This window comes from Acidobacteriota bacterium (assembly GCA_038040445.1).
In the GTDB taxonomy this organism is placed as follows: domain Bacteria; phylum Acidobacteriota; class Blastocatellia; order UBA7656; family UBA7656; genus Onstottus_A; species Onstottus_A frigus.
In genome coordinates this window covers 133450-148349 of record JBBPIG010000001.1, presented here as the reverse complement: position 1 = coordinate 148349, position 14900 = coordinate 133450, and the positions used below count along the sequence as shown (strand labels likewise).

The window sequence follows — 14900 nt, the reverse complement described above, 5'->3', positions numbered from 1 at the left end:
AAACTTCCGCCTGAAGGCCGAACTACGAACTCTCCTCTACTGCAGCGTGATCTTCTTAATTTCGATTCGCTGCTTAGGCTTGTCGCCGTCGACTTCGGTCTCGGCTAACTTATCGACTATGTCCAGACCCTCGATGACCTTTGCGAAGGGCACGTGTTTGCCATCGAGCGCCGGGTTGTCTCTCGAGAGGATGAAGAAATACCAGCTCGTCGTGCCGTCCTGTGACTGACGCATCGACACCACTCCGCGCTCCTGTTTCACATCGCTTTTCTCTGCCGGGACCGGCCAAAGGCTGAACTGACGCTTTCGGTTCGGACTGTCCTGCGGCCAATCTCCGAGATAGCCCACTTCCATGAAGTACTTTTGTGACACGCGAAAGAACGTTGCGCCGTCATACAAACCCGCGCGCGCGAAGCGCACGAAAGATCGGGCGGTGTTGGGCGCGGACTCGGCCAGCAGTTGAAGCTTTACGGCGCCCAGCGATGTTTCAATAGTCGCGCGCATCGCCTTCATCTGATCGAGAGTCGGCGTCTTCTCGCGAATGGTCACCTTTTTGATCTCGATTCGCTCGGCGGCTACCCCGGCCGCGCTAGCCGGTGACAATGAAATGTTCGAGGCGACATCCATACCTTCGACCACTCGCCCAAACACCGTGAATGTTGAATCGAGATTCGCCTGCGCAGGGCCCGCATTGAGCACGATAAAGAACTGCGCTCCCGACGTCCCCGGTTTGACGTCTGTCGCGCCCGGGCGCACGGCTGCCAGTACCGAAGACACGGCGCCGGAGATGTGTTTGTTCTTGTTCACTTCATCCGGAAGGCCGAAGTTAAGACCGCCCGTTCCGTATCGCGCGCGGTCCTTCGGGTTTTTGGATAGCGGGTCACCGCCCTGAATCAAGCCGTACTTCACCAGCCGGTGAAAAGTAGTGCCGTCGTAAGCTCCCGCGCGTGCGTTCTTCACAAAGTCTTGGACGTGTCGCGGCGCATCTTTTGGAAAGAACTCGATCACGATCTGTCCGTTCGAAGTGTCCAGCACGGCCTCGATGCCGTCGTACTCGCCGGCGCCCGCAGTCTGTTGAGTCGACTCGCCCGCGACAGTACCATTCCCCGAATCGGCGGAAACCGGCGGCTGTTCGAAGCGCCACGCACCGAGCGCAAAACAGGCAAGCATCACATAGCAGATTCCCACCATTCGCATCGCAGGCTCTCCTTTGAATTGTTCGACAAACCTCAATTGGCCTGGTACTAGACCGTCTTTTGCCTTGACCGTTGATTGTCGCGCAATTCTCTATCGGGCACAACTGGCGGTTCGAGCGGGAATCCAAAAGAAAAAAGCCCGCCGGGGCGGCGGGCCGAAGTAAAGGGTTGCCATGATGCCAGTGATCTTAGGGGCCGTCCAGATAGTGAGCTCGCGTATCGACTCTCAAATCCGTGCGCGCTCAATCGCGTCGCAATATCGAATTGCAAGCTGGGTGCCACCAGCCGCCTCACGTTGCCGACGTCCGTTCTAACGCTTCGGCCTGCAATCACATGTGAGGTTCTGATAGATTCGAGACGCCGGAACGCGCTAGTCAACGTTCGGTCACATTGGTTGAAGGCATTCACCGCACGCGGTCAATAGCGAAAAAGCTGCTTGCTTTTCAACCGAGGATTCTATGAAATGACCGGGCGTGTGCCGTCGCGTTACTCGGAGCGAGCCTCTCGCGTGTGTGAGATTCAATGGCCAAGCCGAAATGGAACAGTAAGACCTGGGTAAGCCTGATGCCTAACGGGATCGGTCAGGTAAAGCCCAATCACTACGCCGAGATTCTGAAAACGGTCTGGCGCAATCGTGATGAGCTGCCGTTTGCGCTGCGCATTCTGACTAAGGGTGTGTGTGACGGGTGTGCGCTTGGAACAACCGGGATACACGACTTCACGATGGACGGCGTTCATCTGTGCATGATCAGGCTCGATCTAATGCGGCTCAACACGATGCCCGCGCTCGACGTGAGGAGCTTCGAAGATGCAGGAAAGCTTGCTCGAATGTCCGGCGCGGAGCTGCGCGAGCTTGGCCGTTTGCCTTATCCCATGATTCGACGGCGCGGCGAGCCGAGCTTTACGCGGGTGACCTGGGACGAAGCCATCAGCGTTATTGCGGCGCGTATCGACCGCACCGAACCGGATCGGCTGGCTTTCTATCTCACTTCGCGCGGGCTTACCAACGAAGCCTACTACGTCGCGCAAAAAGCGGCGCGCTTTTTAGGCACGAACAACGTCGATAACTCGTCGCGAATCTGCCACGCGCCTTCAACAGTAGCGCTGAAACAAGCGCTTGGCGTTTCGGCTTCAACCTGTTCGTATAAGGACTGGATCGGCACCGACCTGCTGGTGCTCTTTGGCAGCAACACGCCTAACAATCAACCGGTCACAACCAAGTACATCTATCACGCCAAGAAGCTGGGAACCCGCGTAGCTGTCATCAACCCCTATCGCGAGCCGGGGCTCGAGCGATATTGGATCCCATCCGTTGTCGAGAGCGCGCTTTTCGGGACTCGAATCGCCGACGCGTTCTTTCAGGTACACACCGGCGGCGACAAAGCGTTCATGGCGGGAGTCATCAAGCACTTGATTGACCAGGGCTGGACCGATGAGGCATTCATCGCCGAACAGACCGCGGAATTCGACGACTTAAAAGCCGCCCTGCGTGACTATTCGTGGGAACTGCTCGAACCAGCTTCGGGCTCGACTCGAGAAGAGATGCTGCGGTTCGCCAGGATGCTCGCCGAGGCAAAGACCGCGGTGTTCGTGTGGTCGATGGGAATCACACAACATCGAGACGGAGTCGCCAACGTGCGTGCAATTGTAGACCTTGCGCTTGCGCGCGGGTTTGTCGGGCGCGAGAAGTGCGGACTCATGCCGATACGGGGTCACTCCGGAGTCCAGGGCGGTGCCGAGGTGGGAGCAGTGCCAAATCAGTTTCCCGGCGGCGCCGCAGTTGACGCTGACGGCGCGAAGCGGTTCTCTGAGCTGTGGGGCTTTGACGTATCAGCCTCGCGAGGACTGAATGCTGTCGAGATGATCGATGCGGCGCACGAAGGCAAGCTCGACGTGCTGTATCAAGTCGGCGGCAACTTTCTCGAGACCTTGCCCGAACCCGGCTACGTGCGCGAGGCGGTTGAGCGAATCCCGCTGCGAGTGCACCAGGACATCGTGCTCAGTCCGCAGATGATGGTTGAACCGGCCGACACAGTCGTGCTGCTACCGGCGCAGACTCGCTACGAACAGCGCGGAGGAGGAACTGAAACATCTACCGAGCGGCGCATACTGTTCAGCCCGGAGATTCCCGGCCGGAGAATCGGCGAGTCGCTGCCGGAATGGGAAATTCCAATGATGATCGCCGAACGCGCGCGGCCCGGCCTCGCTCACCTGATGCACTTCGACGACGCGCAAGCGATTCGCAACGAACTTGCCCGAGCAGTCCCGGCATACGAAGGCATTCAGCATCTGAACAAAGCTGGTGACCAGGTTCAATGGGGCGGCGAGCGCTTATGCGAAACACCAACCGCGGAGGGCCGCTCGGTCACTCACTTTCCGACGCTCGACGGGCGCGCCAGGTTTTCCGTCATCAAGGTCGAAAAAGAAGTCACCACCACAAAGTTGAGGCTTTCAACGCGTCGCGGAAAGCAGTTCAACAGCATGGTGCATAAGAACCGCGACCCGCTCACCGGCGCGCGCCGTGAAGATGTGCTGATGAGTAAAGAAGACGCCGGCCGAATCGGAGTCGCGGACGGCGACGAAGTCTTGTTGACCAGCACGGCGGGGCAGCTTCGAGGCCGTTGCCTGATTGCGGCGATTGCACCGGGCAACCTGCAAGTTCACTGGCCCGAAGGGAACGTCTTGATTGAACGCGGCGTGTCGGATCCTGAGTGCGGAATGCCGGACTTCAACACTGAAGTCGAGATCGAGCGAATAAGCTAGTCCCCTTGGCGGCTTTGCGGCTTCGCGCCTTGGAGTTAAAGAGCCACGAATCATCAATCAAAAATGAGGAACACATTCCGTGGCTAAGATTGAATAGACCGCGGATCGGACGGATGCGACCGATTCCCGCCGATCTGACAAGAACCCATCCGTCGCATCTGCCTTATCCGCGGTCTATTTCTTGTTGTCCTCCAGCGCTCTTCAGGCAATCGACGCTAGAAACTCAGTCGCCACTCGATTGCTCTCCGCTGCCGAAGCGCTCTCACTATGAGGGCTGTGCCCGCCGCCTTCGATGATCTCCATCCTCGCGTTGGGCAGTTGAGCCCGCAACGCGTTGATCTCTCCCGGCTCAGTGCGCGGATCGCGAGAGCCGTGAATGAAAAGCGTCGGCGCTCGAAGCTGGGACAACTTGCCTTCATACAGATCTTGCTTATCGCCAGTTGCTTCATCCGCAATCCGCAACCATGCACTTCCATTGATCACGATCAGCTTTCGCCAATGGTCTTCGCCGTGGTCACGAGCCAGCGTCGTCGCAACTCGCTCGCCCAGCAGGCCAGGGTCGCCTGCCATCACCTCAAAGAACTCTCGTGAACCGGGCTTCACTCGGTAGAAATGAAACGCTTCAAGAATCAACCCTGAGACTCGATCGGGCGCAGCGAGACCCATCAGCGCCGCTATCACAGCCCCATCGCTGTGTCCCCACAAGACCGAGCGCTCAATGTGAAGCGCATCAAGCAAGCGCATCGTCTCGATTGCGGCGCGCGCGTGAAAGTCAGCGGGAAGATGCTGTATGCGCAGCGACCGGCCGTATCCGGTGCGATCGGGTATCAGAATCCTGTAGCGATCGCCGAACGCTTCGATTTGCCGATCGAAAGGGTAAATCTCGTAGCCCCAGCCGCCGTGCAGAAACACCAGCGGCACACCCGAGCCTAACTCGCGGTAGTGAATCTCTACAACTCCGATCCCGGGAGCCAATGGCGATTCATCAATGGTTACGAATAGCAAGCGTTCCTCATCCACATCGCGCGATGCACGATTCAGACATACAGTAACTTGACTTCGCTCCGTTCACCAAGCGCCGGTTGAGCTTAGGCTGCGCGTCACGTTTTCGCGCATACCCACCGCTGGCGCGTGTGGGTATGCGCGAAAACCTGAGCGCACCCCTGAGCTTCCATTCTTGCCAAAGGACGATGCAACGTTTTCCTTGCAGCCGCCGCAAACCGTGCGCTATACATTGCTCTCGACTGAAAAGGAGGTGCGCCGATGCGACTGATCGTAGCCGCCGCGCTGTCGTTTCTCGGACTGTTCTCATCCACTGTTCAATCTCCGGTGCCTGTTGCCAGCGAACCACGGCATCATCTGAAATTTGAGAACGAGTACGTGCGAGTCTTCGACGTTTTCGTTGCGCCGGGTGACGCGACTCTATTTCACATTCACGCGAACGACTACGCATTCGTCACAATCGGCGACGCCGGCTTGGACGCCGAAGTGATGGGCAGTCAGCCGGTCGAGCTCAGCCTGAAGGACGGCGAGGTCCGGTTCACAAAGGGCCCCGTCACTCATCGTGTGAGCAATCCCTCCATTTTTCGGTTTCGGAACATTACGATCGAGATCCTCGGCTCGCCGGGTCCGGCCGGAGCCTCAACGCCCGACACCTTACCCGGCCACTCGATCGTGCTCGACAACGAGCGCGTACGCGTCGAGCGCTTGATACTCGACCCTGGCGAGTCCACAAACATGCACACTCACAATCTCTCGGCGCTGAGCGTGTTTATCTCGCCGGCCAAGGTACTCGTACGGTCGCCGGGACAAGAGCCACAGACGATCGAGTATAAGCCTGGCGACTTCCGCTGGCGCGCGGCGCCGGTCACTCACTCAATCAAGAACATCGGCAAGACGAGGTTCGAAGCTGTGGGCATCGATTGGAAGTGACCAACAAAATGCTGGCTGCTCTCACATCAGACTCGCTGGTTTCGTTGCAAGAATGCATAGTCGCGTGCCGGCTCTGCCCGCGGCTGGTCGAATGGCGCGAGAGAGTCGGCCGCGAGAAGGTTCGCCGCTTTGCCGATCACGGCTATTGGGCCAGGCCGGTCCCGAGCTTCGGCGATCCTCGTGCGCGATTGCTCGTGATTGGTCTCGCGCCCGCGGCTCACGGAGGCAATCGCACCGGGCGCCTATTCACCGGGGATCGAAGCGGCGACTGGCTCTTTCGCGCGCTGCACAAAGCGGGTTTCGCGAATCAACCGACATCGGTTGATCGCCATGATGGGCTTCGGTTGCGGGACTGTTATGTGACCGCGGCGGTTCGATGCGCGCCTCCGCAAAACAAACCTCTGCCTCAGGAGATTGCCAACTGCAGACCATACTTGCTGAGAGAGCTTGAATTGCTCGGGCGGGTTCGCGTGATTGTGGCGCTGGGACGATTGGCATTCGACGTGGCGATTGCTTCGGTCGGGTTGGAGCAGCCCGTTTCGCGCCGGCCTAAGTTCCAATACGGAGCCGAGTGCCAACTGCAGCACGGAATGGCGCTCATAGCCTCGTTTCATCCGAGCCAGCAGAACACGTTCACCGGGAAGCTAACCGAACCAATGTTTGATCGAGTGTTCACCCGGACGCGCGAGCTGATTGATGCCTAAAAGAGCGTGGAGTTCAGGCTTTAGCCTGGTAGTACCATGCTCGATAAACGTACGACCAAGCTAAAGCCTGAACTCCCTCTTTTCCGGAGGACTTGAAAGATGCAAAAAACATTATCGACACTCGTAGCACTCATGCTATTTCCTGCCGCGTTCCATGCGCAGTCTCCGGCTAAAGAGATCGTGCTCATCAAAGCAGGGCGGCTCATCGACGTCCGCGCGGGCCGCGTGTTGACCGATCAGGCCATTCTCATCGAGGGTGATAGGATAAAGCAGGTTGGCCCAGCTCAGTCGGTTCAGGCGCCAGCCGGCGCTCGGGTGATCGATCTGTCTAACGCTACCGTGCTTCCCGGGTTGATCGATTGCCATACCCATCTGACTTTCGACCCTTCACACATGGGCTATTCATCGTTGGGGATATCAACGCCGCGCGAAGCTCTCTACGGGGCGAAGAATGCGAGACTGACTCTGGAAGCCGGTTTCACGACAGTGCGCAACGTCGGTGCGAACGGCTATTCCGACATAGCTCTGCGAGATGCAATCAACGCGGGCGACATACCGGGTCCGCGGATCGATGCTTCGGGGCCTGCCATTGGAGTCACCGGAGGCCACTGCGACGAAAGCCTGCTCGCCCCCGAATTTCATCACAAAGCCGACGGCGTAGCCGATGGCGTACCGGCGCTGATGGCGAAGACCAGAGAGATCGCCAAGTACGGCGCCGACTGCATCAAGATATGCGCGAGCGGCGGGGTCCTGTCCAAAGGTGATTCTCCCGAGGCAACTCAGTTCAACGACGACGAGATTCGCGCGGTCGTCGCTGAAGCTCACCGCCTCGGCCGCAAGGTCGCCGCTCACGCGCACGGCGCGGCCGGAATAAAACAAGCAGTGATGGCCGGCGTCGATTCCATCGAGCACGCATCGTTCATCGATGACGACGCTATGCGTCTTATGAAAGAGAAAGGTACCTACCTTGTGCCGACGATCTACCTTGGCGATTGGTTTATGGAGAACTATCAGCGGATTGGCGTGCCCGAATTCATGGTCGAGAAGGCTAAAGTCGTCATGCCGGCGGCTCGGCAAAACATTGCTCGCGCATTCAAGGCCGGAGTGAAGGTCGCCTTCGGAACCGATGCGGCGGTTTATCCCCACGGCCTGAACGCTCGCGAATTTGCTGTGATGGTGAAGCTCGGTCTGACCCCAATGCAGTCAATACAGGCGGCTACTGTCAACGCCGCGGATTTGCTGGGCTGGTCCGACCGTGTGGGCGCAATAGAGCCTGGACGCTTCGCGGACATCATCGCGGTCAACGGCGATCCCACCGCTGACGTGACGCTTCTCGAGCACGCGGTTTTCGTAATGAAGGGCGGTCAGGTTGTGGTGAAGCGCTAGAATCGAATGCCTCAGCACTCGCGCCTTCGGGTCGATTCGCGCGCATGACTGATCACGCCAGCCGTGTATAATTAATCTTCGTGGCGCGACAGGCACTTGCACTTCTCAACGCAGACACAAAGGAGATGGTATGAAAGAGGCGAAAGCCGGCTCAAAGAAAGGGACCGTGACCAAGTCAGGTCGCAAAGCCACATCAACCAAGAGCACGGAAAGCGAATCAAGCGAGCCCAAGGGTCCGATTCAACCGGCTGCCGAGGCTTCAGCGCCAAAAGCTCCAGCCGTTGACGAGCAGCCCCAGTTGCCAGCCCTTCATGGGAAGGCTGGCGTATTTGGCGGGCCTAAGGATCGCGGCGTGAAGCCCGAGGATAAGCTTGCGCTGCCAACCGGTCCGCACGGAGTTTACGAGCGAGTGCGCAGCCTCAACCCTAAGAGCTTCTATTGTGCGATGCGTTGGAACTATCACGTCGAGCACCTGACTCCCGAAGAAGTGAAGCGCTGGTGGGCAAACAAGAAGCTGCTGGTGACCAATGCGAAGAACGGCAACGCCGTTGTCGTTCGCGCGGTGGACTACGGACCGCACGAAAACACCGGGCTCGACATAAGCATCTCGCCGGGCGCCGCCGAAGCTCTTGGGGTAGAAGTTGGCGACGAAGTAGACATCGCACTGGCAGACCCAAAGTTGCCGCTAGGATTACAATAGTTCAGGGTTCAGGGTTCGGGTTTCCGAGTTCAGGGTTCAGAGTTCCGGGTTCAGAGTCCCGAGCGTGCAGTTCGACAGTCGAGAATGGTCGACATATCAACGGAAACTCTGAACCCGGGACCCTGAACCCTGAACCCGAAACCATTTTCTATGATCCGATACCCGGCATTCGATCCACCCGAGTACATCGACTGGAAGCCTGATCCCGAGGTCGTCGCCGGCTTCGCGCGAACAATCGATCGAGACTCGGAGCGAAGTGCGATCATCAGAGCTTTGGAGCCGGGTCAGTTGCTTGCGCTTTACGAAGGTCTGGTTCGCAATCGCCTCCACGACATCGCGCTGAAGCGATGGGTAAAGCAAGGAGTTATCTCCAAGGCATGGCTCGGCACCGGCGAGGAAGCGGCTACAATAGGGCCGGTCCACGCGCTCGATCGTTCGGTCGCGCCCGACGGACTATCATCCGACTTTATTGCCCCGATGATTCGCAACGCCGGCGGTTGTCACGAAATGGGGATGACCGTCGCCGATATGTTACGCGGCTATCTGGGCACGGCCGACTCACCGAATGGCGGCCGCGATCTTCACATTGGAGAATTCAAGCGAGGCGTGCTCGCCCCAATAAGCCACGTCGGAGACATAATGGCGGTTACCGCGGGCGTGGCGCTGACCTTCAAGCTCAGACATGAGTCTCGTGTTGCTCTCACCTGGATCGGCGACGGTTCAACCAAGTCCGGAGTGTTTCACGAAAGCATGAACTTCGCAGCGGTTCAGCGGCTTCCGATGATCGTCATCATTCAGGACAACAAGGTCGCGCTCGGCACAAGGCTGGACCAGCATCATCGAGGCTCGTTCATGGATTGGCCCGCGGCGTACGGGGTTGAAGGCGGCGCGTTCGATGGCAACAACGTACTTGACGCTTACGCCGCGGCGAAGCTTGCCGCTGATGCGTGCCGCGCCGGGCGAGGGCCGGTTCTGCTGATTGCGGATACGTTCAGGATGGGCGGGCACGCTACGCACGACGAACGCGAGGCGCGAGCAACCTTTGACTCGACCCTTTTCTCACATTGGGGCAAGCGAGACCCGATTGGGGTCTACGAAACTTATTTGATCGAGGGCACGCTGGACCTTGAAAGCGGGCGCCGCTTAGAGCGCACTGAAGCGCTTCGTGAAGGCAATGCCGAAGTGCTCCGCCGCCTTGAAGCGCGAGCGACTCGGGAAATTGAACAAGCAGCCGAGGCAGCCCTCAAGAGCGGCCGCGCCAATATGCCCAGAGCCGAATCGGCAGGCGAAGGCGTGTATGCGGAAGCTCAATTAGTTCTCGAAGAGGCGGCAACCGCTTTCTAGCAACCGTCAGTTGAAATAAGAATAAAGGTTGAGTATGAAATCCATCATCGCGAGCTTGATCATCTCTCTGTGCTTCTCTTTGTGCTGGGGCGCCGCGCCGGGGGCACAGACGCGCAAGAAGAAGCCCACGCGTTCACGCGCGGCTAAGAGCCAACCGCCAGCCGCGACCGTAACGAAGCCGCGCATCATCGGTTCGACTGTTTCGATCGTCACCAAGAACGGGGACCGCATCACCGGCGAGCTGCTCGACCTGACCGCCTACAGCGTTCGCTTCAAAGCGGACAACCTGGAATCTACTCTTGCTCTCGACACGATCGCTTCGTTGTCGTTTGGCGTCTCAGCAGCGGCTGGCGCGCGGATCGATCAAACAGTTGGCCCGGTGCGAGCCGACTTCTCTCGAGACGCAGACGCGGCGTTAGGCTTCTTCCAGAATCTGGCGGCGAGCTTAAAGCCGGGCGTCGATTACAACGAGTACGGACGCCTGGTGACTGAGTTGCGCCGGGCGAGTGAACGCTTCGTCGCCAAATACAGCTCGACTGACAACGCGACGGAAGCGCGAGTCGTATCGCTGATGGCCGGAGCGCTGACCGACTATTCCTGGGCGAGAACGATCTGGACGCTGAAGTTCGGGCGGTCGAGCGATGGCACCATCGCCGAGACAGACTCACCGGTGGTGAGCGATGCGCTGGCTTTGTACCCCGACCTGCGCGAAGCGGCCGCTTCCGGAAACAGACTGTCAGCCGAAAAACTGCTTGCGGGAATATGGAGGAAGGCTTCGGAAAAAGTAGCTCGCGCTCGAACGCTGGTCGCGGCGCCGCGTTGATCAGAGGACAGTTCCCTCTTTGACGGCAGGCTTCAGCAAGCCGGCCGAAGCCCGATGGCAACCGTCGATGTTCTCACAGACCCTTCTCACGTTCCACATCCTCATCAAAACTCGCCGTGTTAAGCTCCGACCGCTTGTCTGCAAAGGCGTACTTCTCCTGGAACGTTCTGATGATCTCCTCCAGCGGAAGATCCGAATAAGTTCCCCGGTGGCTAACATACTCCATGTGCCGATTGCCTTCCGCGTCGAACGGATGATAAAGCGAGTCGTTTCGTCCATCGAACTCCAGAGGCAAGAGTCGAAACTTCTCGCACAGCTCGATGTTGAAAGCCGGAGTCGCCTTCACCCAGTTCTCGGCAATGAGCATCTCGGTGTAGCCGTGCCAATAGAATATGTCGGTGCGCATCCTTTGTCGCATCCGCTCGGTCGATAAATGGTTTCGCACGTCAGCGAATCCGAGTCTCGCTGGAATCCCAAGCGCCCTGCAACACGCCGCCAAAAGAATCGCCTTGGACACGCACCATCCCCGCTTGGCGACGAGAGTCGTACTCGCTTTCATACCGGCTATTGTCAGATCAATCTGATACGGGTCGTATCGAAAGCCATCTCGGACCGAGTAGAACAATCTGACCACCCGCTCGACATCCGAGACCGCGTCCCCGGCGTGCAGCCTGGCGAAGTCAACCACGTTTGGATGTGTCGATTCGATTGTCTGAGTGGAGGAAGTGAGGTCGACGTCGTCCATACTGATGAAGTTTAGCCGAACATATGTTGCTGATCCAGTGGCGCCCGATTTATATTCTCAACGTCAGGTGAAGTCGTTCGGGAGCAGTTATGATCTGCCATCAATGTCAGCGCGAGCTGAAGATCGAAGGCCACATTTCGCGGACCGACGAGTGCCCGCATTGTGGCGCGGACATTCACTGCTGTCTGAATTGCACAAACTACGATCCGCATGCTCATAACAAATGCCGCGAGCCGCAAGCTGAGTGGGTGACTGACCGCGAGAAGGGGAACTTCTGCGACTTCTTCATCCCGAATAAGCTGAGTTCGGGCGGAGTCAAAGGCCCCGCCTCCGATCCGCGGTCGGCGTTCGATAATCTATTCAAGAAGTGAGCTGGTTAGTACATTGACCGGTCCGACGCCCTTCCAACATTGGCGGGCTGAATCGTATCGTCGGGTCCGAGTGAGTACTGCTGCGCTGCCAGCTTCGCTTGCGCGCGGGCGACGTCGCGAAGTGTGATGATCCCAAGCAGCCGCTTGTCATCGGCACGCGAAACCACCGGTAGCTGAGAAAGCTCGCGCTGCGCCAGCTTCAGCACCACCGTGTCGAGCGTTTGATCCGGGTGCGCGTGAACGATCTTCCTGGTCATTACGGCGTCGATCATCTCGTCCTGCCTCCCATCCGCTTCGAGCCGCCTCAGGTCACCCGTAGTTATCAATCCCGCAATTCCGCCGTCGCGCAACACAGGAAACCCGTTGAACTCGAGCCCGCCAACGATGTTGAGCGCCTCACCGACCGTAATGTCGTCCGGCAGCGTGACCACGTCTTGAGTCATCACCGACGCCGCGGTTACCCGCGATAGCACATCGGTGTTCGGCGCGCGGCCCAGACTTATTCCGTCCTGGAACAGAAAAGCCTCGTAGATCGACAACGGCGTCAAGCGTGAGGCGACCGCATACGCGATTGCGTTGGCGATCATAAGCGGCAAGATGATCTCATAGTTGTAGGTCATCTCGAATATCAGCAGGATAGAAGTGATCGGCACGCGAACCACTGCCGCGAACACCGCGCCCATGCCGACAAGAGCGAATGCGCCTCGAGCGATTGCCGCATCCGGTTCCACGAACATGAGCAAGTGCCATACGGCAACCCCAAGCATGCAGCCGACGAACAGCGAAGGTCCCAACACGCCGCCCGACATCCCCGACCCGTAGCTGAACGCCGAAGCAAGTATCTTTGCCAGCATCAGCAGCACGACGGCTTTCAGCACGAGCTGATCCTCTCCTCTGAGCACGGTCCCGAGAAAGTCGTAGCCGATTCCAAGCGCGTGCGGCTGCCACAGACCGATCACGCCGATTATCGCGCCGCCCACTGCGGGTTTTGACCACCCCGGCACGTGTACTCGATCGCGAAACACAAAGCGCAGCCAGAGGATGAGCTTCGAGAATACGACGCCAACAACTCCCGCGGTTATTCCAAGCGCACCGTAAGCGATCAGCTCTTTGGCATCGTTGAGCGCGTAGATGTTTGCGCCGGTGAACAGCGGGTTCTTGCCGAGCAGCGTGCGCTCGATCGTAGCCGAGATGACCGCGGCAATCACTATCGAGGCGGCTAGTTTTTGATTCAGGTCCCCGATGATTTCTTCGAGCGCGAAGGTCACCGCGGCGATTGGCGTGTTGAACGCGGCGGCGATGGCGGCGGCCGCCCCGACGGGTAGCTGGTTCATCTGCTTGCGCCGCGGTATCGAAAACATTCGCGCGATCGCGTGAGACAACGCCGCGCAGATCTGAACCGTTGGGCCTTCGCGTCCCAGGCTCGCTCCCGAGCCAACGCACAATGCCGAGATGACTGCTTTGCCCGCGGCCGTTCGCATCGGGACTCGACCGTAGTTCATCGTGTAGGCGATCTTCACCTGCGGAATGCCGCTGCCCCGCGCGTCGGGCACGAAGTGATGGATCAACAACCCAGCGGCCAGTCCTCCAGCGGTCGGAATGATCAGAATCCAGGCAGCCCGGCTTGGTCCCTGAATCGCGATTGCTCGTTCGATCAGGTTCGCAGAAATTAGCTTGATAAGGAGGTGGTAACTGACTGCGACAAGCCCGCAGGCGATGGCTATGGTGATGGTAAGGACAAAGTATTTCTGATTGGTAGGGAGGCGAAGCCGCTGGAATATGCGGGTCGCGTTAAGCTCGACGCGGCGCCACTTTTTTATGAACTCTGCTCGTTCCACCTTTGCCTTAGCCGGACGGTTGCGGACGGGAGGACTTCCTGCCCGGAAGCCCGTAAGCGCGATGATACATCAAACGTTTGAGTACGGCCATTTCTTAATAGCCAGGAGTTCGTAGTTCAGAGTTCAGAGTTCAGAGTTCAACCTTTAGGTTGCCAGTAGGTTGCAAGCGCCAGCAAGCTGAAGCTTGAACTCTAAACTCAAGCTGAAGCTTGAACTCTAAACTCCCGGGCGCCCAGCCGCAGCCATCACCTTCAGTTCGTTGATCACCTTTATGACTCCGGGCACGCTTTGCGCGACGCGTTCCGCGAGCAACTGTTCAGCGCGCGACCTAACAGTGCCTGAAAGAGTCACCGTGCCGTCCTCAGCCCTGACTTGGATCGCGCGGGTGTTGAAGGCTTCCGTCTGGTACAGCTCGAACTGAACGCGCCTGGCAAGGTCGGTAGTCGATTCTGCCGGAGGCGAACCTGCTGTCGGCGGTTCGGTTGCCGCTTGCGGGTTTGTGACGACCAGGTTGTTAGTCACTCCCGCAACACCATCCACCGCGCGCGCGATCTGTTCGACGCCATTCCGTTGCGTCGGAGTCTCGACCGATCCCGACAAAGTGACCGTTCTATTTTCAACCTTGACGTCGATGTTCTTGCCTCCAAGCTCACGGCTACGCGCAAGAGCTTCGAGGATTGCCACGCGAATTTCGAGGTCTTCCACGTGCACGCTTTCGCTGGAGGGCTGCGCCGCCGGATCAACCGCGATCTCATTCTTCACATCCGTAATGCCCGGCGTGTCGCGCGCGATCGCGCCGGCGAGCGACTTTATGTCTTCGGAGGGGACCTGTCCGGTGAGAGTGACAACTCCATCGCTGGCGTTCACGCCGATGTCAAAACCCGCCAGACGCTTCGAGAGCCCGAGCGCCGTCGTTACCTTTCGAGTAGTGGCCGGATCACCCGACGACGAGAAGAGCGCGCGGAAGCTTTCGGGCTTTTTCCATCCGTGCGTGTAGACGTAGTACCCAGCCGCGGCGATGACGACCAGTAGAATCAGAACGGCGATGAGCTTGCGCATTGATCAGACCTCCGCATTCTCAACCTGGAAACGAATGAT

Annotated in this window: 13 protein-coding genes; 8 read left to right on the top strand and 5 right to left on the bottom strand. The window is 58.6% G+C overall.

Features of this window, described 5'->3' with window-relative positions; genetic code table 11:
* Positions 1 to 36: 36 nt before the first annotated feature.
* The gene (locus AABO57_00625; GenBank protein MEK6284225.1) at positions 37 to 1197 is read right to left on the bottom strand and encodes a peptidylprolyl isomerase; all 1161 of its coding nucleotides are present in this window, start codon (positions 1195 to 1197) and stop codon (positions 37 to 39) included.
* A 521-nt stretch (positions 1198 to 1718) separates the two neighbouring features.
* Between AABO57_00625 and AABO57_00620 the strand changes: the two genes are divergently transcribed.
* Entirely contained in the window at positions 1719 to 3959 is a 2241-nt protein-coding gene (locus AABO57_00620) for an FdhF/YdeP family oxidoreductase (GenBank protein ID MEK6284224.1), read from the top strand.
* A gap of 201 nt (positions 3960 to 4160) precedes the next feature.
* Here AABO57_00620 and AABO57_00615 read toward each other — a convergent pair whose 3' ends face one another.
* Positions 4161 to 4964 (bottom strand): alpha/beta hydrolase, encoded by an 804-nt coding sequence (locus tag AABO57_00615; protein MEK6284223.1) that lies wholly within the window; start codon positions 4962 to 4964, stop codon positions 4161 to 4163.
* Between the two features lie 258 nt (positions 4965 to 5222).
* On the opposite strand from AABO57_00615, the gene AABO57_00610 reads away from it, so the two are divergent.
* From AABO57_00610 to AABO57_00585, 6 genes are all read left to right on the top strand, one after another.
* Positions 5223 to 5891, top strand: a complete 669-nt coding sequence (locus tag AABO57_00610) for a hypothetical protein (protein MEK6284222.1) — start codon at positions 5223 to 5225, stop codon at positions 5889 to 5891.
* On the top strand, positions 5888 to 6595 hold the full coding sequence (locus AABO57_00605; protein MEK6284221.1) for a uracil-DNA glycosylase: 708 nt from the start codon (positions 5888 to 5890) through the stop codon (positions 6593 to 6595). Before AABO57_00610 ends, AABO57_00605 begins: the two co-directional genes overlap by 4 nt.
* Before the next feature lie 99 nt (positions 6596 to 6694).
* Positions 6695 to 7981, top strand: coding sequence for an amidohydrolase family protein (locus AABO57_00600; protein MEK6284220.1), 1287 nt, complete (start codon positions 6695 to 6697; stop codon positions 7979 to 7981).
* A 130-nt stretch (positions 7982 to 8111) separates the two neighbouring features.
* Positions 8112 to 8681, top strand: coding sequence for a hypothetical protein (locus tag AABO57_00595; GenBank protein ID MEK6284219.1), 570 nt, complete (start codon positions 8112 to 8114; stop codon positions 8679 to 8681).
* Between the two features lie 150 nt (positions 8682 to 8831).
* Positions 8832 to 10025: a thiamine pyrophosphate-dependent enzyme gene (locus AABO57_00590; protein MEK6284218.1), complete on the top strand. Its 1194-nt coding sequence runs from the start codon at positions 8832 to 8834 to the stop codon at positions 10023 to 10025.
* Positions 10026 to 10059: 34 nt separating this feature from the next.
* Positions 10060 to 10848, top strand: a complete 789-nt coding sequence (locus AABO57_00585; GenBank protein MEK6284217.1) for a hypothetical protein — start codon at positions 10060 to 10062, stop codon at positions 10846 to 10848.
* Between the two features lie 73 nt (positions 10849 to 10921).
* Here the strand turns inward: AABO57_00585 and AABO57_00580 are convergent, their stop codons facing one another.
* A complete protein-coding gene (locus tag AABO57_00580; GenBank protein ID MEK6284216.1) occupies positions 10922 to 11593 on the bottom strand; it encodes a transglutaminase family protein in 672 nt (223 codons plus the stop codon).
* Between the two features lie 89 nt (positions 11594 to 11682).
* Here AABO57_00580 and AABO57_00575 point away from each other — a divergent pair, with 89 nt between their 5' ends.
* Entirely contained in the window at positions 11683 to 11964 is a 282-nt protein-coding gene (locus AABO57_00575; GenBank protein ID MEK6284215.1) for a hypothetical protein, read from the top strand.
* A gap of 5 nt (positions 11965 to 11969) precedes the next feature.
* Here AABO57_00575 and AABO57_00570 read toward each other — a convergent pair whose 3' ends face one another.
* Entirely contained in the window at positions 11970 to 13802 is a 1833-nt protein-coding gene (locus AABO57_00570) for a chloride channel protein (protein ID MEK6284214.1), read from the bottom strand.
* A 216-nt stretch (positions 13803 to 14018) separates the two neighbouring features.
* Positions 14019 to 14861 (bottom strand): BON domain-containing protein, encoded by an 843-nt coding sequence (locus tag AABO57_00565; protein ID MEK6284213.1) that lies wholly within the window; start codon positions 14859 to 14861, stop codon positions 14019 to 14021.
* Positions 14862 to 14900: the final 39 nt, after the last annotated feature.

Bases quoted from the DNA above. Each gene is read 5' to 3' on its own strand.
- AABO57_00625 (MEK6284225.1), bottom strand. From the start codon at position 1,197: ATGCGAATGGTGGGAATCTGCTATGTGATGCTTGCCTGTTTTGCGCTC.
- AABO57_00620 (MEK6284224.1), top strand. From the start codon at position 1,719: ATGGCCAAGCCGAAATGGAACAGTAAGACCTGGGTAAGCCTGATGCCT.
- AABO57_00610 (MEK6284222.1), top strand. From the start codon at position 5,223: ATGCGACTGATCGTAGCCGCCGCGCTGTCGTTTCTCGGACTGTTCTCA.
- AABO57_00600 (MEK6284220.1), top strand. From the start codon at position 6,695: ATGCAAAAAACATTATCGACACTCGTAGCACTCATGCTATTTCCTGCC.
- AABO57_00595 (MEK6284219.1), top strand. From the start codon at position 8,112: ATGAAAGAGGCGAAAGCCGGCTCAAAGAAAGGGACCGTGACCAAGTCA.
- AABO57_00590 (MEK6284218.1), top strand. From the start codon at position 8,832: ATGATCCGATACCCGGCATTCGATCCACCCGAGTACATCGACTGGAAG.
- AABO57_00585 (MEK6284217.1), top strand. From the start codon at position 10,060: ATGAAATCCATCATCGCGAGCTTGATCATCTCTCTGTGCTTCTCTTTG.
- AABO57_00580 (MEK6284216.1), bottom strand. From the start codon at position 11,593: ATGGACGACGTCGACCTCACTTCCTCCACTCAGACAATCGAATCGACA.
- AABO57_00575 (MEK6284215.1), top strand. From the start codon at position 11,683: ATGATCTGCCATCAATGTCAGCGCGAGCTGAAGATCGAAGGCCACATT.
- AABO57_00565 (MEK6284213.1), bottom strand. From the start codon at position 14,861: ATGCGCAAGCTCATCGCCGTTCTGATTCTACTGGTCGTCATCGCCGCG.